Here is a 23,619-nt window from a genome sequence, read left to right as displayed (position 1 = left end):
CATATGAATTATATCACTATAAAATGGATTTATAGTTCATCCGCTCCAGATGGCCAGACAACAGCGCCCAGTCCCCTTCCTGACGCTACAGTAAAGTATTGCCTGCGAGCTCTTTTTCACCTGAGCACAGGTAAATCACTTCTGATCATCTGGATCGGATGTCAGAAACCATCATCAAACGGCGGCGTCTGGTCAAAATCATCATGACCGGTCGCTGGTGGGTGTTGCTCATGCGCCCGGCGAAGGGCGTTAGTGTCCAGCCCCTGCTGCCCCACCTTACCGCCGGGTCGTACCGTTCTGGCGCTGATCACACTGTCGGCCAGTACCTGATAACCCTGCTGGGTACCGCCATCCTGACCAGTCCACTGATTGAGCTGCATATTGCCCGCCACACTGACCAGGTCGCCTTTACGGTGTTTGGCCAGCGCATCGGCCTGTTTCCCAAAGGCAATGACACCCAGCCAGAAAGTAGCCTGCCCGTCCTCTGCCGCATTGCACGGCAGCGATACCGCCAGTCGGGCCATAGCCATGTTCGTACCTTTTCCCGTTATCCGGGTCTCAGGGTTGGCCACCAACCAGCATAATCATTAAGTATCTCCAACAAGCTTATTGATTTTTGTGTAGTTATAAAGAAGTGTCGCTCTCCCTTCTGTAGAGAGTGGGTTGGGGGAATGCTTCTTATAATGAATGCCTTCTACCCACCGCCCGCTACGGTAAGCTCTTATTTGCCGGGGGGTCATATACATCCTTGCTATAATTCCCGCTTCCATCACCCATTCATCATCTTGAGTAATATTGGCCATAATTAACCTCATTTCTTCTTTTGACTGGTTAGCTCGCCGCGAACGGGCGGTTCCGCTGGTGGCTGAGTAGAGCAAATTGGCTGGTGGGCTACCGACAAACTTGTCTGGCCACCAGCCGCCCATATGCTGATAATTGTGCTGTCATTTCCGGAGTCTCCACATTTAGAGACTCAACGGTTCGCTCTGTGCGTTATGTCAACGAACCGGGCCATAAATCCAGCGTTTCCACCAGCGAACGAATATACATTCCCGCCTGATCGATGGCTGCTGCCTGCATGAAGCCCGCCACCAGCTCAGGGTGTTCTCTGGCATAGCAATCGCCAAACTGTTTATCGATTGCCTCCACGGCCTCACGCATCCAGAGGGCTGCGCTACCTGCTGATTTCTTCTCAACCATTCCGGCTTCCTGCATTTTTTCACCTCAGTTTGCTCTTTGTGAGATATAAAAAATACAAGTTTTGCGTTTTCCTCTCTACCCTGTCTACCTGATTGCTGTCAGGCCAGTAATGGCGCGGGTTTCAGGCGGGTAGATAGCATTAATTTACTGCCTACCCTCTGTCTACCCAGAGGGGTTTTCTCTACCCATTGGGTAGACAAGGTAGATAGCAGGTAGACAGTAGGTAGATAGTAATTTTGATGCTATCTACCCAACTTAACTTACTGTTTTATATTACTTAATCATCCTTTTTCAACCATTAGGTAGATAGTAATGCATTTTAAAAATTCTATTCTTCGTCTTTTGGCGGTTCAGCGCCGTATGCCCTGGGCATAAATTCATCAGCCAGCTCACCTATACCAACATTGGTCTGACGCCTGCCCTTGATCGTTCTGGTGAGATATTCCTGACCATATTCCCGCGCTGCCGCTGTTATCGCCTTGCCAAAATTCGTGACCGCCACCGGCCTGATACCGTGATATTCAGCAAAGGCAAGATAGAGGTGATAAAGGTATTTCCTCGGCTCCAGCGCAGCATGATTACCGCCGCCCATCATCAGCCCTTTGGCCTCGTCCATAAAAAACAACGCTGCGCAAAGGTCTATGATCGGGTCTGTACCCCGTTTAACCTCCATCGCCTCATCAGAACGTTGCTGTTCACGCAAAAGCTGTTTCACTTCGTCCTGTTTCACGAAACGGGTTAACAGGTGGCGGATAATCACAGGGAGTTCCGACTCGATTTTTTCCACCAGCATCGGATCACGCTGATCCTCACTGACCACATCTGAAAAATTAAAAATCACCCGCCGTCTTGATATCCCGCCACCAATATCACTGAACCGCATGGCATCATTGTTAACCGCCAGAATGACAGCCGGTATACGCATCGAGTAAGGCTGTCTGTACTTCGGGTTGATTGATACCTTATCCCCGCCGGTTATCGCTTTCAGCCCTGCACCATCGCCTACGTAGCGCGTCATATCCGGCATGACGATAAGCGAATACCCCACCAGCAATTCACGCTCTTTGGGATTCTCCAGCGCTGACATGCTAGCCGACTGCGTATTGCCCTTACCCGCCAGCATGGTACAGATTTCAGCCATAACGCTTTTACCACTGCCGGCTGGCCCCGTTACCTCAAGAAACAACTGCCAGTCGTAGCGGTTAGCCATCACCATATAGAGCGCGGCAAGCAGTCGTGAGGCTTTTCTGTCGTTTCTTGCGGTGGCATGCTGTAGCCAGCGCCAGAAGTTAGGCGCATGGGCTTCAAGTCTCTCCCCTTCCGTCACCTTCCCGAATTCAACCTCACTGGCGACCAGTAGCCAGTCCTCTCTCTGGTGGGCACGGAATTCCCCCTTACGGGTATCAAAAACACCATTAGAGAAGCCAATCAGGTTACGCTCTGTGGCTCTCATCGGAGGCAGGCTTAACTTCATCGTATCGACCGCATTTTTCATAGCCGTCATGGAATATGGCGCATCAGCCTCAATAAATATTGCCGCCATCTGGCGGGCAAGTGCCTTATCGCTGACCGGCGTCCATATCACCCCGTTATAGTGGTGTACCGTGTCCGATTCCTGGTGAAGCGCCAGCAATCCACCATAGTGATCAAGAAGCACCTCACCGCGCTGACTTGGACCCATCTGGTTAAGTGAGGACGTGGCCGCATCAGTGACGCGCTTCTTTTTCTCCGGCTTTGGTTGAGGGAATATCCGGTTAATCCGCTCTACATCACAAAGAAGCTGTTTAACCTCATCGCCGATAATCCCCGCCACCAGAGCAATGCGGTTTTCCTTCTGCCTGCCAGCATCGATCAATACCAGGCCCAAATCACACAATTCTTCGTAAGTTGGGCCACTACCGGCAACAAACTCACACAGACGACGCGCCAGTACGCCATAAGGCGAAGTACTGTCACGGTGGCGTGCTACGGCAGCATCTGCCCCTTTCTTGTCGATGGCATGACCATTGACCCAGGAATACACGCAGGAAAAGAGCGCGTCGGAAATTTCTTCTGGTTTGATTACGGTGTCTGTCACTTCGGGATCCCTCCACTCATCTGGAATTTGCCTAACAACGGGTGATACCAGTACGCAGATCCGTATTTACGTTTAGCGCTACGTAACACCTGTCTGGCCACCTCCCTGAATTTCTCTTCCGGCGCAACAAAGCCACCTGCTTTTAACTTCACCATCATCACGCCGGTGTTTTTCGCCAGCTCTTCCGCCTTTTTGGTGGAGATACCGAACTCAGCAGCCAGCGTAGATACTGGTGCCATACCCGGGGGGATCTCTCCCCTCTGGCTGTCAGTCAGTGATTTGATCTGCAGCTCAAGGACCAGCACCTTTTCAGTCAGCAGGTCCACACGCCGTTCAAGCGATTCGTTTAACTCAGCCGGGTTATGCATGGCCTACCTCCGGAAATTCTTGCTCAAGCATGAAGGAAGCAAGTTCACACGAAATGTCGTATGCAAGCTCGACCAGAGATTGCCTTTCGTGTTCTTGCACCGAGTTCTGTGAAATCACCATTAGCAGCGTTGAAAGCTGTAAAGTTCGCGATTTCGCCTTCTTCAGGGTCAATATTTCGAGCTTAGACATTGCCAGCCCCCTTCATTTGCTGAAAGGAAGCGTCAGCATTGCAGCCCATTACAGACCACAAAACAGAACTATCCCGATCCACCCAATGACAGGTGAGAGGACAATCGGAACGGATTTTTGCCGCAAATGTCAGAGAAAAATCACCAGTAAGCTGCGAACGTGCTTCATCTTCGGTATTAGCCTGAGTGCGCAGAACGACAGGAAGCGCCAGCGGGTCGTCGTAAGTGGCCAGAAACAACCAGGTAAAGCTTTTAGGTTGAGGGCTACGCATTTTCCTCCTCCTCGCGAAACGCTTCTTCACCAAGAAAACCGCCTACACTGCCAACCAGATCTTTGAGTAGATTTATCATCGCGGCCACTTCGCCAGATTCCATTTTCTCAACCTGCCTTTTCTGCATCAGGGCGAGAATGATTTCTGCCTGATATGCTTTGTCAGCAAACTGTCGGACGGGGAGATCACTCATGACGCACCTCTACAATCTGGAGCCCTGTCAGGCGGCAACATTCAATAAAGCTATCGACGGAACCAACAAACTCATCTGGTCTTAACGGAAACCCGCCAACAGCTACGCCTTTTTCGACATTCACAAGCACTTTGCCTGTGAAGTTTTCAGGGACGGGTAGCGATAAATGAACAACAGGCATTTTTATTGATTTACGCATGATTGACCTCCATCACCTGAAAAGCATGAAATGGAAGGCGGGCAGCGAAAATGAGGTTTACCCCCGGCATAGTGTTACAGGCTTCCTGTTCGCTGGATGCGTTGACGTAGATTACCAACGGCTTTGCGTTAGGGTATCGCTCAGAGGTGGAGAGAAATCTCCATGTAAATTCAGGGCGAGTTTGGGTAGACTGATTGTCAGCCATAACTGTTACCTCACTTAACGGTTTGTGGTTAGACGCCTCGGTACTGCTCCAACAGTCCGAGGCGTTGCCATTTCTGCACCTTGCTTTAATCAAGGTGCTATTCACCATATTACTAGGTGAATAGCACGTCAAGCATTGAATATGCTTTTTTTTTGCGTATAGTGAATAGCACCTAACGCATGGAGATCCAGTAATGGCAACGGGTTCAATAAACAACAAATCAAAACAAGTAAATGTTCGAGTTCCGCATGAAGTGTTAGAGGATATCGAGTCAGTGAAAAATAACGGTGAGAGTACCGCCGGTTTTCTTATCGCCGCCGCAATGGGCGAGATCAAACGCCGCCAACGCAAGAAAGCCAAAGAAGAACCAAATGGCTGACTGCCGCTATTTTTGTAGCTCCGGCTATCGACAAACCAAAGTGACGAAGTAGATAAAATCAATGTCTTATACGCAAAGCTCACTTTTGGGCTTTGCCATAAAAGCTGAGTAAAATCAGTGAGCGCAGAATTGCGCTGGCTAAAAAAACCAATAAAATCAGCGGACTCAATATTGAGCCGGCTCATTCTTTGACCACCAGCATTAACCCTGGTATGCTGGCTCTGCTTGAATATTCCGTAGTGACATTGGCAGCTCTGCAAAGCTGCCTTTGTTTTATGCATCATCTTCAACGCCCTCCAGCAATCCGGGTTGATACTTTCTCCATAATCCAATTTCTTCCGTCTCAAGACGGGCTTTCTCTCCTTTGCACACCTGTAGGTCTCTACCGCACTTACTGGCTTTCTTTGTGTACTGATCCTTGCGGCGACTGAAGTCATTCAGGAATGAGAACGGGACGCCGTATGAACCGGTTTTACGTATGGACGGGATAACTTCGCGGAACACCCAGTTTGTGAATCGGTGGGCAAACGTGCCTGTAGTAGAAGCCTTACGACTACGGGCAATCAGTTTATAGAAACCTGATTCTGCAGCCATATTCCATCTACGCGCTCCGCCACGCTTACCCGAATGACCCTCAGTTAAAGTTAGGGTCATTACCTCGTCACCATCCAGAGAGGCTACAGCACTGGTTGGGTTGCTGATTTCCAACGCCTGGCACACATCAGACACAACGAACCACGGCTCACCGCAAACATTCACGATCCTGACCGTGCGTCCTTCAAATTTAATTACTGAAATATCATTTTCATTTGCCGTGAAATTAACCTTTTTGCTGGCTTCAGGGTGAGTCTTGCCGCTGCCAGTTAAGGCAGTTAATTTTTTCTGAGTCATTTCTATCGCTCCAAAAAGTTCTTATTCAGAGCCGCCGCGACAGCGTTAGGTATGCTGCAATATTTTTAACTCAACAACACGCAACAAAACTTCATTTCGCTGATCAGACGAAGTTGCGTGTGGTTGCATTAGTCTTCTGTTAGGCCGATTTACGGCTATATGGGTTATTGACGTTAGGTACAGAAGGAGGATTACGCACCCACCAAAGCACATCTGACAGAAGCCAGGCGCAGCTGTTGCGGCCAAAATGGCAGCGCGGAGGGAAGCGGCCCTCTTGCTCCATCTTCCAACGGCTAGAACGGGAAAGGCTGGTAATTTCGCTGCACTCTTCTTCACGGATTCGGCGATCGAACTTGAATCCGTACTCTTCCAGGAGAGTGCGGCGTTGCTCTGGATTTGGCGGGGTAAAGTTAATATTTGGCATGTTTCCTCCAGTGAACGCAATCAGAAGAAACCGTTCCTATCTGTTCTTGCGTTGTTAGGAGGATTTTGGCTATTACTAGAGATGTTTAAAACCCAAGTTAGCCTAACTCGGAGTGGAGTTAAGTTAACTCGGGATCAAATGAACTATTTCTCAGAGGGGAGTTTGTGCGCTTTACTAAGTAGGTCAGTCATAGACTTTACAGACAAAGGAGTTTCGCCATCACTCCAGAATTTATGCGCATGATTATTGATGGCTTCGGCCCAGTTAGTAAAATTTGTACATTCCTCTGGATTGTATTTTTTCAAATACAATGCTGCCTTAAGAACTTCCTCACGGTTTTCCGCATGATAATTTTTCACGCCTGGTCTTGTTGCAGAAGTTCCATTATCTAAATGTGGTTTCCTCACGCCACCATTAATATAACTTGGGAGTTCATTACCATCTTTACTCTCTTTAATTAGTACAAAATCAGATTTAACCATAAAAAGGCTGTTAACATCAAAATCCAGTGGGGAATCCATATCAAAGGAAATGAACATTTTACTATTCACTGAAGTCCATAAATCATACATCCTCGGCTGGAGTGCATATAAAACCCCAATGCCGTAGGCTGAGTAAGGTAATGCCCACAGCCCACTAAAACCACACGAATAATGATTACCAGGTATACTCTCTAAGCACTGATTGTCACCAGTTCCAAACACATAAGAGAATCCATCTGAAATAACTGGTGTTTTTAAAAATTCACTTTTAAGTGATAAAGATGATTCAAAATGCGCCTCTGTAAAATATTTTAAATCCCTATCTTTTTTATCTATACCATCACCAAAAAAACGAACAACTCCACTGCCAGATTCAAAGGTAGTGTATAATTTAATAGCTCCGACAGATGCCCAATGTAGCAAATCTTCGACTTCACATTTCAGTAACTCTGCGGCCCGATGAATTCGGTAATACTCACGCAATGGCATACCCATATCGTCACCCTCAACGCCCCTAATAACTTGCGAGCCAGGCGGGTAGGGTTTCCCGCTTTTCGGTTGGCCGACCTAGACCCGCAATATCAATTTAATCTCTATTCGCTACAGGTAACAGAAGCACATTTTTATGATTACCCGCAAGAAGTTCTAAGCGTTCATGCCATTTGTTCAGAGCGTCCAGCTTCTCCGGCAAGTACAGGCTACGGTTATAAATAGCCATGACGCCCGGTAGGGCATGACCCAGCAGCAGCTCTACAATATGCGGTGCTATGCCCATATTGTTTAGCCCCGTGGAGAACGTGCGCCGCAGATCGTGAAGAGTCCACGGCTCGTTATGATGGAAATCTTTAAAAAGCCTGCGCCCCTTCAATGATACAGCCTGACGGGTACGATCTTCTCCAAGCAGTAGTCCCGTTTTGCCTGTCTCGCCTTTTAACTCTTCAAGCCACGGACGTATTGCTTCAGGTATCGATCTCACGATTTTCTCACGGGTTTTACTGTGCTCTTTCGGTACTGTCCAAATCCATGAGGTAAAATCCCACTCTGACCATCGAGAGAGACGAACTTCCATCGTTCGAGCACCAAACAGCACCAGCATTTTGAGAAGACGGGAATAATACGGCTGCTGATCATCGCCGTCAGTGCAGCGCCACACATCAGCCAACTCACTATCTGACAATACGCGGTCACGTTGGCCGGATGGCTGGCCTACATCCTGAATGGTGAGAAAAGCCAGAGCATCACTGGCGGCATAGCGGCGCACCTTGCAAAAACGTAACGCCTGTTTAGAAATCTGGAACATGCGTCCGGCGGTCATGGGTTTGGTCTGATTTATTTCATCAAAACAGGCCACCCAATGACGGGTTTCACATCTGGTGAGGGGATAACGACCCAGGCGCGGGTAAATATGCTTGCGTAGCTGTGCCCTTACCAGCTCCTCATCACTGCGCTTTCTCCTGGCGTAATTCACCAGCCAGTATTCGAGAGCATCCTGTACTGTCACAGGTTTAAGCGTTTCTTCGGTGCTCAGTTCAAGCTCTGTTTTTGGATCAAGACCACCAGCCAACCACTGACGACACTTTTCCCGCTTTTCTCTCGCAGCTTTTAGCGACAAATCAGGGTAACGGCCAAGCGTTAAACGTTCGAGTTTGCTACCCCTTCCACCCAACCGGTACGAGAATACCCAACTCAGTTGACCCTGTTTTGATGCCCTGACGCTTAAACCTTCACCATCAGCATACATTTCTGGCGCATCACGGCTGGCTCCCTGGAGTGCCTTGAGCTTTTTATCACTTAGCTTGTTAGTGCCCGCCATAGCCCGCCCCGCCTGGATTCGTGATTGCGATTGATACACCGATTGATACACCGTTCGTTGCTACAGTCAAAAAAAACGCATAAACATACGAACAAAAACAATCGTATCTTACTGATAATAAAAATCAAAATAGCGAATTCACGAAATAATATAAAAGCATGAAAACATGAAGTTTTTTGCTTCTACAGTATGTTTCATTAAACTAACCATTTGATTCTTAAGATAAATCATCAAAGCCGCTGCTCTCACATCGACGTTGACCGGCAAGCTGACCAGTATACCAGTAAAAATAAATCTGCGGTGCAGGGAATAATAAAAGCTATTTTGTGATTCCGATCACACTTGTTAAATCCTATAATTAATTGCATCTAAAAAATTAACAAACAAAACGAGTATCTTTCTATGGCAGAAACAAAATCTCAACAATCACGGCGACTCGTGACGCTGACTGCACTCTTTGCAGCGTTTTGCGGTCTCTATCTTCTCGTTGGCGGGGTATGGCTGGCGGCTATCGGCGGCTCCTGGTACTACCCGATTGCCGGCCTGGTGATGCTCGCCGTCACCGTAATGCTGCTGCGCGGTAAGCGTTCTGCGCTCTGGCTGTACGCCGCGCTGCTTCTCGCCACCATGATTTGGGGAGTCTGGGAGGTCGGCTTTGACTTCTGGGCGCTCACCCCGCGTAGCGATATCCTGGTGTTCTTCGGCATCTGGCTGATTTTGCCCTTCGTCTGGCGTCGCCTGCCCGTCCCTTCCGCCGGCGCGGTTGCCGGGCTGGTTATCGCCCTGCTGATCAGCGGCGGGATCCTGACCTGGGCCGGATTTAACGATCCGCAGGAAGTGAACGGCACCCTGAGCGCCAACGCCACGCCTGCGGCCCCGATCTCCGCCGTTGCCGACGGCGACTGGCCGGCATACGGCCGTAACCAGGAGGGCCAGCGCTATTCGCCGCTGAAGCAAATCAACGCCGATAACGTGAAGAACCTCAAGGAAGCCTGGGTGTTCCGCACCGGCGACCTGAAGCAGCCGAACGATCCGGGTGAAATCACTAACGAAGTGACGCCGATTAAGGTCGGCAACATGCTCTACCTGTGTACTGCCCACCAGCGTTTGTTCGCCCTGGACGCGGCAACCGGGAAAGAGAAATGGCACTTCGATCCGCAGCTGAACGCGGACCCGTCCTTCCAGCACGTGACCTGCCGCGGCGTCTCTTACCACGAAGCGAAGGCCGACAGCGCGCCGGCTGACGTCGTCGCCAACTGCCCGCGCCGCATCATCCTGCCGGTCAACGACGGTCGCCTGTTCGCCATTAACGCCGACAACGGCCAGCTGTGTGAATCCTTTGCCAACAAAGGCATTCTCAACCTGCAGACCAACATGCCGGTGACCACCCCGGGGATGTACGAACCGACATCACCGCCGATCGTTACCGATACCACCATTATCATCGCCGGCGCGGTGACCGATAACTTCTCTACCCGCGAGCCGTCGGGCGTGATTCGCGGTTTCGACGTCAATACCGGCAAGCTGCAGTGGGTGTTCGATCCGGGTGCCAAAGACCCGAACGCGATCCCCGACGACCAGCACCACTTTACGCTTAACTCCCCTAACTCGTGGGCGCCAGCGGCCTATGACGCGAAGCTGGATTTAGTCTATCTGCCGATGGGCGTCACCACGCCGGATATCTGGGGCGGCAACCGTACGCCGGAGCAGGAGCGTTACGCCAGCTCTATCGTCGCGCTGAACGCGACCACCGGTAAACTGGTATGGAACTATCAGACCGTTCATCACGATCTGTGGGATATGGATATGCCGTCGCAGCCAACCCTCGCAGATATTGACGTCAACGGTAAAACCGTACCGGTTATCTACGCGCCGGCCAAAACCGGTAACATCTTCGTTCTGGACCGTCGTAACGGCGAGCTGGTCGTCCCGGCGCCGGAAAGACCGGTTCCGCAGGGCGCGGCGAAAGGCGATTACGTTGCCAAAACGCAGCCGTTCTCCGACCTGAGCTTCCGTCCGAAGAAAGATTTGACCGGTGCGGATATGTGGGGCGCCACCATGTTCGACCAGCTGGTGTGCCGCGTTATCTTCCACCAGCTGCGCTATGAAGGCATCTTCACCCCGCCTTCTGAGCAAGGCACGCTGGTATTCCCGGGTAACCTCGGCATGTTCGAATGGGGCGGTATCTCCGTCGATCCGAACCGTCAGGTGGCGATCGCCAACCCGATGGCGCTGCCGTTCGTCTCTAAGCTGATCCCACGCGGCCCGGGCAACCCGATGGAGCCGCCAAAAGATGCGAAAGGCTCCGGCACCGAGTCCGGCGTGCAGCCGCAGTACGGCGTGCCGTATGGCGTAACTCTCAACGCCTTCCTGTCGCCGTTTGGCCTGCCGTGCAAACAGCCGGCCTGGGGCTACATCTCCGCGCTGGATCTGAAGACCAACGAAGTGGTGTGGAAAAAACGTATCGGGACGCCGCAGGACAGCCTGCCGTTCCCGATGCCGGTCCAGGTGCCGTTTACGCTCGGCATGCCGATGCTGGGCGGCCCAATCTCCACGGCGGGTAACGTGCTGTTTATTGGCGCTACCGCAGATAACTACCTGCGCGCGTACAATATGAGCAACGGTGAGAAGCTGTGGCAGGCCCGCCTGCCGGCGGGTGGCCAGGCAACGCCGATGACCTACGAGGTCGATGGCAAGCAGTATGTTGTCATCTCCGCCGGCGGCCACGGTTCGTTCGGGACGAAGATGGGTGACTACATCGTCGCTTACGCCCTGCCGGACGAAGCGAAATAACCGCTGCAGTTGAAGAGCAAAAGGCCCGGTGAGAACCGGGCCTTTTCTTTTGCACAACAGGGGCCGGGCTAGACCGTAAAGCCGAGCATCATGCCGGTATCCTCATGCTCCAGCAGATGGCAGTGCGCCATATAGGCAAACTCCTTCGGCGCCTCGTGGTCAAACTTGACCAGCACTTCGCTGACGCCGCCGTCGACCCGCACGGTATCTTTCCACCCCGTCCGATGCGCGGCGGGCGGGCGGCCGTTTTCCGACAGAATGCGGAACTGGGTACCGTGGATGTGGAACGGGTGCAGCATCATGTCGCCTTTGCCGGAGATGACCCAGCGCTCATACTCTCCCTTCGCCGCAGCGAACATCGGTACGTCCATATCAAAAGCTTTGCCGTTGATACGGTTGGCGTTGTGGAAATCGAACGCGCCGTCGCCGTGGTTCATCTGCCCCATACCCGCGTGGTTCATATTTCCCATGCTGCCGCTATCCATCATGCCGCCGTGGTGCATGCCTGACATCGCGCCGTCGCCGTACTTTTTCATCAGCGCCTGCATGCCCATCATATCCAGCATCGGATCCATCGACAGCTGCAGCGTGCGCTGGGTCAGGCCAGCCAGCGGCGGCAGTCCGGGCATCGCCGCCAGGGTATCCGGCAGCTGGCCGGATGCCTGAATCGTCAACGGCTGGACGCGCAGCACCGGCTGCGGCTTGTCGAACGGGGCAATCGCCATGCCCATCTGGCTGACCGGCAGCGTGATCAGATCGAAGGCTTTGCCGTCGCGGGTATCCACCAGCACTTCAAAGCGTTCCCCCATCAATGCCGGCAGCTCGCTCACCTTGACCGGCTCGGCAAGCAGCCCGCCGTCGCTGGCTACCACGTACATCGGTCGGCCGTCGCTGGTTGAGAAATTGAGCGAGCGGGCGTTGCAGCCGTTAAGCAGGCGCAGGCGCAGCCAGCCGCGCGGGGCGGCGTGCTCGGGATAGAGCGCCCCGTTGGTCAGCAGCGTGTCGCCAAACCAGCCGACGGCCGCGCTCATGATATCGAGCTGATAGTCAATTTCGCCGGCGGCGGTGAAGCGCTTATCCTGCACGATCACCGGCACGTCATCGATCCCCCACTGCTTGGGCAGCAGCAGGCGCTCGCTCTCCTCATCGGAAATCAGCACCAGCCCCGCCAGCCCCATCGCCACCTGGCGCCCGGTTTTACCGTGCTGATGCGGGTGGAACCAGCAGGTGGCGGCCCGCTGCGCCGGCGTGAAGCTCACGCTGCGGGAAGCTCCTGGCGCAATGATCCCGTGTGGCCCGCCGTCAACTTCGCCTGGAACCTCCAGGCCGTGCCAGTGCACGGTGGTCTCTTCGGCCAGGCGGTTATGAATATCCACGGTGACCGCCTCCCCTTTTTTGAGGCGCAGCGCGGGGCCCAGCAGATTACCGTTATAGCCCCAGGTGGTGGCGCTATGGGGACCAAACTGGGTTTTCCCTGCCTGAATGGTTAACGTGATGCGATTTCGCGCGTCGGCGGCAAGCAGTTCAGGTATCGGCAATGCCGGGCGAGCAGCGGCAAATGCCGAGCGGCTCCAGAGCGGAAGCGCGCTGAACGCGCTAAGCGCGGCGGTTAATTTGATAAATTCACGACGTTGCATTTCACATCCTTTTATTCTGCTGGTGAACTTTTGAGCTTAAACCCTCCAGCAACGGGAAGGTCAAGCAGAAGAGTAAGAATAAAGCTCGGCGTCATGTAAAGAAGTATGCTAACTTTGTTCGTCCGTGATTCAATGGTAAACAAAATGAAGACGCTTTGCAGAACACTAGTGCTCGGCAGCCTGCTTGCACTATCCGCCAATAGCTACGCGTTAAGCGAGTCTGAAGCGGAAGATATGGCTGATTTAACAGCGGTATTTGTTTTTCTGAAAAACGACTGCGGTTACCAGAACCTGCCTAATACCCAGATCCGTCGCGCGCTGGTCTTTTTTGCTCAACAGAATCAATGGGATCTGAGCAACTACGACAGCTTTAATATGAAAGCGCTCGGCGAAGACAGCTACCGCGATCTCAGCGGCATCAAGATTTCGACCCCCAAAAAATGTAAAGCGCTGGCGCGCGATTCGCTAAGCCTGCTGGCTTACGTTAAATAACGTCGCCGCCATAAAATAACCGTCAGCTTATCGCCTCCATTTTCAGGCGTATTCGCCCGCGCGCGCATTGCTGAAATATCCGCCGTGCATCCTCATCTATAGTTGGCTATGATGTTGCGCTCGTTTTTTACGGGTGTAACAGATGTTAACAAAGGAGGAATCAATCCGTGGCCGATAGCAAACTGTGGCATGAAACACTGCACGACCATTTTGGTCAGTATTTTACCGTTGATAACGTGCTGTATCACGAGAAGACCGATCATCAGGATTTGATCATTTTTGACAACGCCGCCTTTGGCCGCGTGATGGCGCTGGACGGCGTGGTGCAAACCACCGAGCGCGATGAGTTTATCTATCATGAAATGATGACCCACGTTCCGCTGCTGGCCCACGGCCAGGCGAAGCACGTGCTGATCATCGGCGGCGGCGACGGCGCCATGCTGCGCGAAGTCTCCCGTCATCCGCATATCGAAACGATCACGATGGTTGAGATTGACGCGGGCGTGGTCTCTTTCTGCCGTCAGTACCTGCCAAACCACAGCGCCGGCGCCTACGACGATCCGCGCTTTACGCTGGTTATCGACGACGGCGTCAATTTTGTTAACCAGACGACGCAAACGTTTGACGTCATCATCTCCGACTGCACCGACCCCATCGGTCCCGGCGAGAGCCTGTTCACCTCGGCGTTCTATGCCGGCTGTAAGCGCTGCCTGAACCCCGGCGGGATCTTTGTCGCCCAGAACGGCGTGAGCTTTCTGCAGCAGGATGAAGCCGTCGACAGCCACCGCAAGCTGGGCCACTACTTCAGCGACGTCAGCTTCTATCAGGCAGCGGTGCCCACCTATTACGGCGGCATCATGACCTTCGCCTGGGCGACGGACAATGACGCGCTGCGCCATCTTTCCAGCGAAATTATCCAGGCGCGCTTCCACAAAGCAAACCTCAAGTGCCGCTATTACAACCCGGCAATTCATACGGCGGCATTCGCCCTACCGCAATATCTGCTGGATGCGCTGTCCGTCAGCGATCTTAAATAAGGGGGTGAACTAAATTGAAAAAATTGAAGCTGCACGGCTTTAACAACCTGACCAAGAGCCTGAGTTTTTGCATTTACGATATCTGCTACGCCAAAACGGCGGCAGAGCGCGACGGCTATATCGCCTATATCGATGAACTCTATAACGCCAACCGCCTGACCGAGATTTTGTCCGAGACCTGCTCGATAATCGGCGCCAATATCCTGAATATCGCGCGCCAGGATTATGAGCCGCAGGGCGCCAGCGTCACCATTCTGGTCAGTGAAGAACCGATTGACCCGCAGCTTATCGATCAAAGCGAGCATCCTGGCCCGCTGCCGGAAACCGTGGTCGCCCATCTCGATAAAAGCCATATCTGCGTCCATACCTACCCGGAAAGCCATCCCGAGGGCGGGCTCTGTACCTTCCGCGCTGATATTGAAGTATCAACCTGCGGCGTCATTTCGCCGCTGAAGGCGCTGAACTACCTCATCCACCAGCTGGAATCCGATATCGTCACCATTGACTACCGCGTTCGCGGTTTTACGCGTGATATCAACGGGATGAAGCACTTTATCGATCATGAAATTAACTCAATACAGAACTTTATGTCCGACGACATCAAGTCGCTGTATGACATGGTGGACGTCAACGTGTACCAGGAGAATATCTTCCACAGCAAGATGCTGCTGAAAGAGTTCGACCTGAAGCACTACATGTTCCATACCAGGCCAGAAGATTTAAGCGAAGAGGAGCGCAGGGTCATTACCGACCTGCTGTGGAAGGAGATGCGCGAGATTTACTACGCGCGCAATATTCCGGCAGTGTAGAGCGTTGGCGGAGCACGGAGGCTCCGCCGGGTTCAGCGCTGTTGCACAAACTCGCGGTAGGCGGCAACGACCTGCAGAAAGTCTTCGACGCCGCAGAGGGAGAAGCTCTCTTCGTCGTAGTAGCTCATCCCTTCTTCAATTTCATCGCCGGAAATCTCCAGCTGGTTAGCGCGAATCATGACCTCCTCGCCGTCTAACCATAACGTGTACTCATGCCCGGCACGCTGCCATGAGCGCTCGCTGCCTTTTACGGTACGCGCGGCCTGTTCCACTTCGTCCAGCAGGGCGAGATTATCCTTCACCTCTTCATTAAACCAGTGCCCCACCACTTCGTGGCCCATCGCCATCCGCACCTTTACCGCTCCGGTAATATCGCGCAGAAATTCGTAATCCATAGTCTCTTCCTCTGCAAGGGCAATGCGTCACGCTGCACTGTACCCATAGCGTAATTATCGCAGCACCGGGGAAGAAAAAAAGCGTGGGGGATGAAGGATTGGAAATAAAAATGCCCGGTGACGCAATGTTCACCGGGCACTGGAGACTTTACAGCCAGTTCGTCAGGCGAGCTGACGCGTGACCTTATACCGCAGTCTGGAAAATAACCCCATCCGCTTTCTCAGTGTACTGATCCAGCTGGTTGAAGTTCAGGTAGCGGTAGGTATCCGCTGCCGTCTGATCGACCTGAGCGACGAAGGTCTGGTACTCCTCCGGCGTCGGCAGCTTGCCGAGCAGGGAAGCCACGGCCGCCAGCTCAGCGGAAGCCAGGTAGACGTTCGCGCCGGTCCCCAGACGGTTCGGGAAGTTACGGGTTGAGGTGGAAACCACCGTCGCACCGTCGGCTACGCGCGCCTGGTTGCCCATGCACAGGGAGCAGCCCGGGATTTCGATACGCGCGCCGCTCTTACCAAAGACGCTGTAGTAGCCTTCTTCGGTCAGCTGAGCCGCATCCATACGGGTTGGCGGAGCCACCCACAGGCGGGTCGGCAGCTGGCCTTTATGGTTATCCAGCAGCTTACCTGCCGCACGGAAGTGGCCGATGTTGGTCATACAGGAGCCGATAAAGACTTCGTCGATCTTCTCACCCTGAACGTCGGACAGCAGACGAGCGTCGTCCGGATCGTTCGGTGCGCAGAGGATCGGCTCTTTGATATCCGCCAGATCGATGTCGATAACCGCGGCATATTCCGCATCCGCATCGGCTTCGAGCAGCTGCGGATCCGCCAGCCATTTTTCCATCCCCTGAACGCGACGCTCCAGGGTGCGGCGATCGCCGTAACCTTCGGCAATCATCCACTTCAGCAGAACGATGTTGGAGTTCAGATACTCAACGATCGGCGCCTGGTTCAGCTTGATGGTACAGCCGGCTGCAGAACGCTCGGCGGAGGCGTCGGTGAGCTCAAACGCCTGCTCAACTTTCAGATCCGGCAGGCCTTCGATTTCCAGAATGCGTCCGGAGAAGATGTTTTTCTTCCCTTTCTTCTCAACGGTCAGCAGGCCCTGCTTGATGGCGTACAGCGGGATGGCGTGAACCAGATCGCGCAGGGTGATCCCCGGCTGCATCTTCCCTTTGAAGCGCACCAGCACGGATTCCGGCATATCCAGCGGCATGACGCCGGTGGCAGCCGCAAACGCGACCAGACCAGAGCCCGCCGGGAAGGAGATACCGATCGGGAAACGGGTATGGGAGTCACCGCCGGTACCGACGGTGTCCGGCAGCAGCATACGGTTCAGCCACGAGTGGATAACGCCATCGCCCGGACGCAGAGAGACGCCGCCGCGGTTCATAATGAAGTCAGGCAGAGTATGGTGCGTGGTCACGTCGACCGGCTTCGGATAGGCCGCGGTATGGCAGAAGGACTGCATCACCAGGTCCGTAGAGAAGCCCAGGCACGCCAGGTCTTTCAGCTCGTCACGGGTCATCGGACCGGTGGTATCCTGGGAGCCAACGGAGGTCATCTTCGGCTCACAGTAGGCGCCAGGACGAATACCGGTTACGCCACAGGCGCGGCCAACCATTTTTTGCGCCAGCGAGTAGCCGCTGGTGCTTTCGGCAACGTCTTTCGCCTGACGGAAGGCCGTGCTGTGCGGCAGACCCAGGGCGTCGCGCGCGCGAGTCGTCAGGCCACGACCGATAATCAGCGGAATACGGCCACCGGCGCGGACTTCATCGATCAGTACGTCGGTTTTCAGCTCGAAGGTCGCCAGCAGCGCATCGGTTTCGTGGTTACGCACTTCGCCTTTGAACGGGTAAACGTCGATAACGTCGCCCATATTCAGGTCGTTGACGTCAACTTCGATCGGCAGTGCGCCCGCATCTTCCATCGTGTTAAAAAAGATTGGTGCAATTTTGCCGCCAAGGCACAGGCCGCCGCCGCGCTTGTTCGGCACGTTCGGGATATCGTCGCCCATAAACCACAGCACCGAGTTGGTGGCGGATTTACGCGAAGAGCCGGTACCGACAACGTCGCCAACGTAGGCCAGCGGGAAGCCTTTTTTCTGCAGCGCTTCAATTTGCTTGATCGGGCCAACCGAACCCGGCTGATCCGGATCGATACCTTCACGGGCGTTTTTCAGCATCGCCAGCGCGTGCAGGGGGATATCCGGGCGGGACCACGCGTCCGGCGCCGGGGAAAGGTCATCGGTGTTCGTTTCACCGGTAACTTTGAAAACGGTCACGGTGATTTTTTCCGCCAGCTGCGGGCGGCTCAGGAACCACTCGGCGTCAGCCCAGGACTGCATCACCTGCTTAGCGTATTCGTTACCTGCTTTCGCTTTCTCTTCTACATCGTAGAAGTTATCAAACATCAGCAGCGTATGGGACAGCGCTTTCGCGGCAATCGGAGCCAGTTTAGCATCGTCCAGCGCGTCAATCAGCGGATGAATGTTGTAACCACCCTGCATGGTGCCCAGCAGTTCAACGGCTTTTTCAGGGGTAACCAGTGGGGAGGTCGCTTCACCTTTGGTGATGGCGGCAAGGAATCCGGCTTTAACGTAGGCGGCTTCGTCGACGCCCGGCGGTACGCGGTTAATTAACAGGTCTAACAGGAATTCTTCTTCACCCGCTGGCGGGTTTTTCAGCAGTTCTACCAGCGCGGCCATTTGGGTTGCATCTAAGGGTTTGGCAACAATCCCAACGGCTGCACGCTCAGCTACGTGCTTACGGTATTCTTCTAGCACGACGGTTCTCCTCGCTCTCATTGTAAAATGCGGTAGGCGATTCTCTTCACGCTCCTGTGAGACAGCAGTTTGTAGGGTAAATGCCCGATACCGCGTCGGCAGCATAGCAGGATTTAAGGGAGGTGTTAATCTGTTTACAAAAAAGCAACATTAAAAATTAGCTGAATCGTTAAGGGCAGGATTTTACAGCCTTTACGAACATTTCCCGGTATATATCCCCTGAATAATTCGCCTAACCGGGCGTCAGTGCCAGCCTGAACAGGCCCGCCGGAGCGATTCTTCGGCCCGCTTCGCCGGCGGCGGATAACGGCGATAAATTTAATTCTGTTACAGATAACCTACCGCAATCCCAACAATAATCAAAAACAGAAAATTGCTCTGCATATACTCCTTCGGAAACGCTATTTTCGGCGATACTCAGTGGATACGGGCCAAATTATTGTGCCGGGAGCTAACATGACACGACTTTTTAAACCCCACGTCATTGCGCTAATTTGCAGCGCGGGGATTTTAGCCGCCGCGGGTACCCTGTACCTGAAAAGCCGCGTACCACAGCCGATAGCCGAGGCGTCAGCGGAGGTTCAGCCGGCCGCACCGGCGGCTCCTGCTGCAACCCCAACGCCTGCGGCACCCGCCGCGCAGCCGGTGACCACCACCTACACCCGGGCGCAGATCGATCAATGGGTTGCCCCCGTCGCGCTCTATCCCGACAACCTGCTGTCGCAGGTGCTGATGGCATCAACCTATCCCGGCAACGTGATACAGGCCGTGCAGTGGTCGCAGGATAATCCCTCCATGCAGGGCGACGCGGCGGTTCAGGCGGTGGCGGGCCAGCCCTGGGACCCGAGCGTCAAATCGCTCGTCGCCTTCCCTGCCCTGCTCGCGCTAATGGGCGAGAATCCGCCGTGGGTTGAGAACCTCGGCGATGCTTTTTTAGCGCAGCCGCATGACGTGATGGATTCGGTGCAGCGGCTGCGGGCGCTTGCCCAGCAGACCGGCAGCCTGAAATCGACGCCGCAGCAGAAAGTGACCACCGCCAACGTCTCCGCGCCAGCCTCCTCTGCGGCAACCTCATCCTCCTCCGCGGGGAGTCAGGCCGCCCCTGCCCCGACGCAGATTATCAAAATTGAATCGACCGACCCAAACGTGGTGTACGTTCCAACCTATAACCCGTCGACCGTATACGGCAGCTGGCCCAATACGGCCTATCCGCCGGTCTATTTGCCGCCGCCTCCCGGGGAGCAGTTTACCGACAGCTTCGTGAAGGGCTTCGGCTATAGCCTCGGCGTAGCGACGACCTGGGCGCTATTTAGCAGCATCGACTGGGATCATGATGATGATTACCATCATGACAATGACTATAACCGCGGTTATTCCCACAATGGCGATAACATCAATATCAACGTCAATAACTTCAACCATATCACCGGCCAGAATCTGCCGGGCAACCGCACCGGCTGGCAGCATAATCCGGTCTATCGCGGCAATATCCCCTACCCGGATAACACCGTCTCCCAGCGTTTCCATCAGACCAACGTCGCCGGTGGTTTAAGCTCAACCCAGCAGCAGCCGGCCGATCGTAACGAGCAGCGCCAGGCGGCCCTCACCCAGCTGCAGGAGCGGAGCGGCCCGGCAGCCAGCGACAGAATCGCGAATACCTCTTCCCGCGATGCCCAGCGCCAGGCGGCCTCGCAGCAGCTGCACCAGGCCACCCAGCGCAGCAACTATCGCGGCTACGACCAGGCGCCTGCCGCAGCGGTCAAAAGCGCGCGACAGAACCCAACGCCACAGCAGCAGCAGCGTCGCGAGACCGCAAAAACCCGCGCGCAGCACCCCACGGAACAGCAGCAGCAGCGCCGCACGCAGATCAAGTCGGCGACGCCAGAGCAGCGCCAGCACAGGGCGAGCAGCCTGCGGGCCAACGCCCTCAGCGGCAATGAAAGCCGCTCCCCCTCCTGGCAATCCCAGCAGGCGCGTGGGCAGCAAAGTCGTACCGCCTCTAACCTGAACAGCGGGCAGCGCGCTGCGGTCAGAGAGCACCGCGCCGAACACCCTGAAATTCGCCGTCGCTGAGGATAAGCAGATGAAAAAACAATTACGGATGGCTCTGCTGGCGCTGGCAGTCTCCCCGCTGATGGCGCTGGCGCAGCAGCAGTTCTCCACTCCGGAGCTGGCGGCCAACGCGCTGGCCGAGGCCCTTGGGCAAAATAACGATGCGGCGCTCACCGCCCTGCTCGGCGATAGCTGGCAGCAGTTTTTGCCGCCGGAAGGCATCGATCCGGACGCCGTAGCCCGCTTCCAGCGCGACTGGAAGATTAGCCACCGCATCGTCCTGCAGGCGGATACGGCCTGGCTCGACGTCGGGAGCGAAGCCTGGCGACTGCCCGTTCCGATGGTCAAGAGCAGCGAGGGCTGGCACTTTGACATGGCGGCCGGCGAAGATGAAATCCTGACCCGCGCGATCGGCCGTAATGAGCTCGCCGCGATCCAGGCGATGCATGCCTACGTCGACGCGCAGCAGGATTTTTACCAGCTGAACCATACCTGGGCTAAGAAAATCATCAGCAGTCCCGGCAAGAAAGATGGTCTCTACTGGCCCACCGCTCCCGGTGAAGCCCCCAGCCCGCTGGGGCCAGCCTTTAGCCCCGTGGAGCCGGGCGCGGGCTATCACGGCTATCATTTCCGCATGATTCACGACGAAGCCAGTCAGGGAGAAACGCTGCTGGCGTGGCCGGTCGCGTGGGGGGAAACCGGGGTGATGAGCTTTATGATCGATCGTCGCGATCGGGTGTATCAGGCAAATTTAGGTGAGAACACTGCGGACCTGGCCAGGGGGATTGTGAAGTTTGCGCCAGATAGCCGCTGGCAGGCGCTGGAGCACCAGCAAGAGCGCCCGGCGCCGTAAGATAGCGCCGGGCGGGTTATTTAGCCCTGATGAGGCATCAGCTGCGGGTAGCCGCTAAATGCCGGCTTCGTGCTGCTCAGTGCGGCTTCATCGCCCTGGATGCTGCCCGAGTTCGCCGCCCAAACGCCTTCGCTCGTTTTACTCACCATTTGATGCTGGGCGTTCAGATTTTGGCCCATCGCCGCAATGTGCGTCCCCTCAGTGCCGCCGCTGTTATCAGCCCAGGGCACCGCAGGATCGGCCGCACAGGCGATACCGGAAGCCAGCGTTGCCGCCAGCAGAGTCGTTGTTAAAAAGAGTTTCATAACCCACCTCGCTTATAATTAACTGCCTATAAGTTTAGTGAGTAACTAATTTCAAAGTGTTGATAAGATATGGCGGGTTATTAACGCAGACACAGATCTAAACATCAGGCATAAAAAAAGCGGCTCACAGAGCCGCTTCTGATTTTTGCCGGAAAGAAAAAGTTACTTTTTCTTCGCTTTCGCGTTCGGCAGGTCGGTGATGCTACCTTCGAAGACTTCTGCCGCCAGGCCAACGGACTCGTGCAGAGTCGGGTGCGCGTGGATGGTCAGAGCGATGTCTTCTGCGTCACAGCCCATTTCGATAGCCAGACCGATCTCACCCAGCAGCTCGCCGCCGTTAGTACCGACAATCGCGCCGCCGATAACACGGTGGGTCTCTTTGTCGAAGATCAGTTTGGTCATACCGTCTGCACAATCGGAAGCGATCGCACGGCCGGATGCTGCCCACGGGAAGGTGGCAGTTTCGTAGCTGATGCCTTTCTCTTTCGCTTCTTTCTCGGTCAGACCAACCCAGGCAACTTCCGGTTCGGTATAGGCGATTGACGGGATCACTTTCGGGTCGAAGTAGTGCTTCAGGCCAGAAATAACTTCTGCGGCAACGTGACCTTCGTGAACGCCTTTGTGCGCCAGCATCGGCTGACCCACGATATCGCCGATAGCGAAGATGTGCGGTACGTTGGTACGCAGCTGCTTATCAACGCGGATGAAGCCGCGTTCGTCAACTTCAACACCGGCTTTGCCCGCATCGAGGTTTTTACCGTTCGGCACGCGGCCGATAGCCACCAGCACGGCGTCGTAACGCTGCGCTTCAGCCGGGGCTTTTTTGCCTTCCATGGAAACGTAGATGCCGTCTTCTTTTGCTTCAACGGCGGTCACTTTGGTTTCCAGCATCAGGTTGAACTTCTTGCTGATGCGTTTAGTGAAGACTTTCACCACGTCTTTATCGGCGGCCGGGATAACCTGGTCGAACATTTCAACCACGTCAATCTCTGAACCCAGCGCATGGTAAACGGTACCCATTTCCAGACCGATGATACCGCCACCCATAACCAGCAGGCGCTTAGGTACGGATTTCAGTTCGAGGGCGTCGGTGGAGTCCCACACGCGCGGATCTTCATGCGGAATGAACGGCAGTTCGATCGGACGGGAACCCGCCGCGATGATTGCGTTGTCGAAGTTGATCACGGTTTTGCCGTTTTCGCCTTCAACTTCCAGGGTGTTAGCCCCGGTAAATTTACCCAGACCGTTTACCACTTTCACTTTACGGCCTTTGGCCATACCGGCCAGACCGCCGGTCAGTTGGGTGATAACTTTCTCTTTCCAGGTACGAATTTTGTCGATATCGGTTTTCGGCTCACCGAAAACAATACCGTGATCGGCCAGCGCTTTCGCTTCTTCGATAACTTTAGCAACGTGCAGCAGCGCTTTAGAAGGGATACAGCCGACGTTCAGACAAACACCGCCCAGGGTGCTGTAACGTTCGACGATGACGGTTTCCAGACCTAAGTCAGCGCAACGGAAGGCAGCAGAATAACCTGCGGGACCAGCCCCAAGTACCACGACCTGAGTTTTGATTTCAGTACTCATCATGACCTCTGTAGTTAGTATCCGGCGGTCATACCCGTCGTCTTTCAGGCCGCAACTGCGTTCGCTTCACGCCTTCACCCCAGCCACTTACTTGAGTAAGCTCCTGGGGATTCTGGCGCTTGCTGCCTTGCTGCATCCAGAAATCCATAGGGTATGTATATTAATACCCTTATATCCACCGGGAC

26 protein-coding genes are annotated in these 23,619 nt (G+C 54.4%); 7 read left to right on the top strand and 19 right to left on the bottom strand.

Annotated features, from left to right (window positions below; translation table 11 throughout):
* Positions 1-161: 161 nt before the first annotated feature.
* The 10 genes from M2416_RS12875 to M2416_RS12830 all read right to left on the bottom strand — a co-directional run bounded on the left by M2416_RS12875 (position 162) and on the right by M2416_RS12830 (position 4,703).
* Positions 162-530 carry a single-stranded DNA-binding protein gene (locus M2416_RS12875; protein WP_259224297.1) on the bottom strand — a complete coding sequence of 123 codons (369 nt, stop codon included), beginning with the start codon at positions 528-530 and terminating at the stop codon, positions 162-164.
* Positions 531-587: 57 nt separating this feature from the next.
* Positions 588-803: an excisionase family protein gene (gene xisR / locus M2416_RS12870; RefSeq protein ID WP_115656457.1), complete on the bottom strand. Its 216-nt coding sequence runs from the start codon at positions 801-803 to the stop codon at positions 588-590.
* A gap of 190 nt (positions 804-993) precedes the next feature.
* Positions 994-1,200: a hypothetical protein gene (locus tag M2416_RS12865; protein ID WP_259224295.1), complete on the bottom strand. Its 207-nt coding sequence runs from the start codon at positions 1,198-1,200 to the stop codon at positions 994-996.
* A 328-nt stretch (positions 1,201-1,528) separates the two neighbouring features.
* A complete protein-coding gene (locus M2416_RS12860) occupies positions 1,529-3,277 on the bottom strand; it encodes a DNA primase family protein (protein ID WP_259224293.1) in 1,749 nt (582 codons plus the stop codon).
* Entirely contained in the window at positions 3,274-3,645 is a 372-nt protein-coding gene (locus tag M2416_RS12855; RefSeq protein ID WP_259224291.1) for a hypothetical protein, read from the bottom strand. Before M2416_RS12855 ends, M2416_RS12860 begins: the two co-directional genes overlap by 4 nt.
* Positions 3,638-3,835, bottom strand: coding sequence for a hypothetical protein (locus tag M2416_RS12850; RefSeq protein ID WP_099972656.1), 198 nt, complete (start codon positions 3,833-3,835; stop codon positions 3,638-3,640). The genes M2416_RS12855 and M2416_RS12850 overlap by 8 nt, the downstream gene beginning before the upstream one ends.
* Positions 3,828-4,106 carry a host cell division inhibitor Icd-like protein gene (locus M2416_RS12845; RefSeq protein ID WP_099972655.1) on the bottom strand — a complete coding sequence of 93 codons (279 nt, stop codon included), beginning with the start codon at positions 4,104-4,106 and terminating at the stop codon, positions 3,828-3,830. Before M2416_RS12845 ends, M2416_RS12850 begins: the two co-directional genes overlap by 8 nt.
* Entirely contained in the window at positions 4,099-4,299 is a 201-nt protein-coding gene (locus M2416_RS12840; RefSeq protein WP_099972654.1) for a hypothetical protein, read from the bottom strand. Before M2416_RS12840 ends, M2416_RS12845 begins: the two co-directional genes overlap by 8 nt.
* Positions 4,292-4,498: a hypothetical protein gene (locus M2416_RS12835; RefSeq protein ID WP_126065409.1), complete on the bottom strand. Its 207-nt coding sequence runs from the start codon at positions 4,496-4,498 to the stop codon at positions 4,292-4,294. Before M2416_RS12835 ends, M2416_RS12840 begins: the two co-directional genes overlap by 8 nt.
* Entirely contained in the window at positions 4,491-4,703 is a 213-nt protein-coding gene (locus M2416_RS12830) for a host cell division inhibitor Icd-like protein (RefSeq protein WP_259224286.1), read from the bottom strand. The genes M2416_RS12835 and M2416_RS12830 overlap by 8 nt, the downstream gene beginning before the upstream one ends.
* A gap of 193 nt (positions 4,704-4,896) precedes the next feature.
* On the opposite strand from M2416_RS12830, the gene M2416_RS12825 reads away from it, so the two are divergent.
* Positions 4,897-5,082 carry a type II toxin-antitoxin system HicB family antitoxin gene (locus M2416_RS12825; protein WP_259224285.1) on the top strand — a complete coding sequence of 62 codons (186 nt, stop codon included), beginning with the start codon at positions 4,897-4,899 and terminating at the stop codon, positions 5,080-5,082.
* A gap of 273 nt (positions 5,083-5,355) precedes the next feature.
* On the opposite strand, the gene M2416_RS12820 is transcribed toward M2416_RS12825, so the two are convergent.
* The 4 genes from M2416_RS12820 to M2416_RS12805 form a co-directional block, all read right to left on the bottom strand.
* Positions 5,356-5,973, bottom strand: coding sequence for a BRO-N domain-containing protein (locus M2416_RS12820; protein WP_259224283.1), 618 nt, complete (start codon positions 5,971-5,973; stop codon positions 5,356-5,358).
* Between the two features lie 139 nt (positions 5,974-6,112).
* Positions 6,113-6,397, bottom strand: coding sequence for a helix-turn-helix transcriptional regulator (locus M2416_RS12815; RefSeq protein ID WP_259224282.1), 285 nt, complete (start codon positions 6,395-6,397; stop codon positions 6,113-6,115).
* Between the two features lie 143 nt (positions 6,398-6,540).
* Complete coding sequence (locus M2416_RS12810; protein WP_259224280.1) at positions 6,541-7,374, bottom strand: hypothetical protein; 834 nt, start codon at positions 7,372-7,374, stop codon at positions 6,541-6,543.
* A gap of 91 nt (positions 7,375-7,465) precedes the next feature.
* Entirely contained in the window at positions 7,466-8,692 is a 1,227-nt protein-coding gene (locus M2416_RS12805) for a tyrosine-type recombinase/integrase (RefSeq protein WP_259224279.1), read from the bottom strand.
* Between the two features lie 402 nt (positions 8,693-9,094).
* Here M2416_RS12805 and M2416_RS12795 point away from each other — a divergent pair, with 402 nt between their 5' ends.
* Positions 9,095-11,485, top strand: a complete 2,391-nt coding sequence (locus M2416_RS12795; RefSeq protein WP_259224277.1) for a glucose/quinate/shikimate family membrane-bound PQQ-dependent dehydrogenase — start codon at positions 9,095-9,097, stop codon at positions 11,483-11,485.
* Between the two features lie 68 nt (positions 11,486-11,553).
* On the opposite strand, the gene cueO is transcribed toward M2416_RS12795, so the two are convergent.
* On the bottom strand, positions 11,554-13,122 hold the full coding sequence (cueO, locus tag M2416_RS12790; protein ID WP_076946371.1) for a multicopper oxidase CueO: 1,569 nt from the start codon (positions 13,120-13,122) through the stop codon (positions 11,554-11,556).
* A 144-nt stretch (positions 13,123-13,266) separates the two neighbouring features.
* On the opposite strand from cueO, the gene M2416_RS12785 reads away from it, so the two are divergent.
* The 3 genes from M2416_RS12785 to speD all read left to right on the top strand — a co-directional run bounded on the left by M2416_RS12785 (position 13,267) and on the right by speD (position 15,460).
* Complete coding sequence (locus M2416_RS12785; RefSeq protein WP_095104103.1) at positions 13,267-13,614, top strand: YacC family pilotin-like protein; 348 nt, start codon at positions 13,267-13,269, stop codon at positions 13,612-13,614.
* Between the two features lie 167 nt (positions 13,615-13,781).
* Positions 13,782-14,651 carry a polyamine aminopropyltransferase gene (speE, locus tag M2416_RS12780; RefSeq protein WP_041144080.1) on the top strand — a complete coding sequence of 290 codons (870 nt, stop codon included), beginning with the start codon at positions 13,782-13,784 and terminating at the stop codon, positions 14,649-14,651.
* Positions 14,652-14,665: 14 nt separating this feature from the next.
* The gene (gene speD / locus M2416_RS12775) at positions 14,666-15,460 is read left to right on the top strand and encodes an adenosylmethionine decarboxylase (RefSeq protein ID WP_041144079.1); all 795 of its coding nucleotides are present in this window, start codon (positions 14,666-14,668) and stop codon (positions 15,458-15,460) included.
* A 32-nt stretch (positions 15,461-15,492) separates the two neighbouring features.
* Here speD and yacL read toward each other — a convergent pair whose 3' ends face one another.
* Both yacL and acnB read right to left on the bottom strand, forming a co-directional pair.
* Positions 15,493-15,855 carry a protein YacL gene (gene yacL, locus M2416_RS12770; protein WP_041144078.1) on the bottom strand — a complete coding sequence of 121 codons (363 nt, stop codon included), beginning with the start codon at positions 15,853-15,855 and terminating at the stop codon, positions 15,493-15,495.
* A gap of 184 nt (positions 15,856-16,039) precedes the next feature.
* The gene (acnB, locus tag M2416_RS12765; RefSeq protein WP_259224271.1) at positions 16,040-18,637 is read right to left on the bottom strand and encodes a bifunctional aconitate hydratase 2/2-methylisocitrate dehydratase; all 2,598 of its coding nucleotides are present in this window, start codon (positions 18,635-18,637) and stop codon (positions 16,040-16,042) included.
* Positions 18,638-19,093: 456 nt separating this feature from the next.
* On the opposite strand from acnB, the gene M2416_RS12760 reads away from it, so the two are divergent.
* Positions 19,094-20,710, top strand: coding sequence for a DUF3300 domain-containing protein (locus tag M2416_RS12760; protein WP_076946373.1), 1,617 nt, complete (start codon positions 19,094-19,096; stop codon positions 20,708-20,710).
* Between the two features lie 10 nt (positions 20,711-20,720).
* On the top strand, positions 20,721-21,542 hold the full coding sequence (locus tag M2416_RS12755) for a DUF2950 domain-containing protein (protein ID WP_259224268.1): 822 nt from the start codon (positions 20,721-20,723) through the stop codon (positions 21,540-21,542).
* 20 nt (positions 21,543-21,562) lie between these two features.
* Here the strand turns inward: M2416_RS12755 and M2416_RS12750 are convergent, their stop codons facing one another.
* Together M2416_RS12750 and lpdA are read right to left on the bottom strand one after the other, a co-directional pair.
* Positions 21,563-21,847 carry a hypothetical protein gene (locus M2416_RS12750; protein ID WP_041144074.1) on the bottom strand — a complete coding sequence of 95 codons (285 nt, stop codon included), beginning with the start codon at positions 21,845-21,847 and terminating at the stop codon, positions 21,563-21,565.
* 162 nt (positions 21,848-22,009) lie between these two features.
* A complete protein-coding gene (gene lpdA, locus M2416_RS12745) occupies positions 22,010-23,434 on the bottom strand; it encodes a dihydrolipoyl dehydrogenase (RefSeq protein ID WP_041147519.1) in 1,425 nt (474 codons plus the stop codon).
* Positions 23,435-23,619: the final 185 nt, after the last annotated feature.

The sequence above is a fragment of the Klebsiella sp. BIGb0132 genome (assembly GCF_024810075.1).
Lineage (GTDB): Bacteria > Pseudomonadota > Gammaproteobacteria > Enterobacterales > Enterobacteriaceae > Klebsiella > Klebsiella terrigena.
This window is presented reverse-complemented; position numbering and strand designations above follow the sequence as displayed.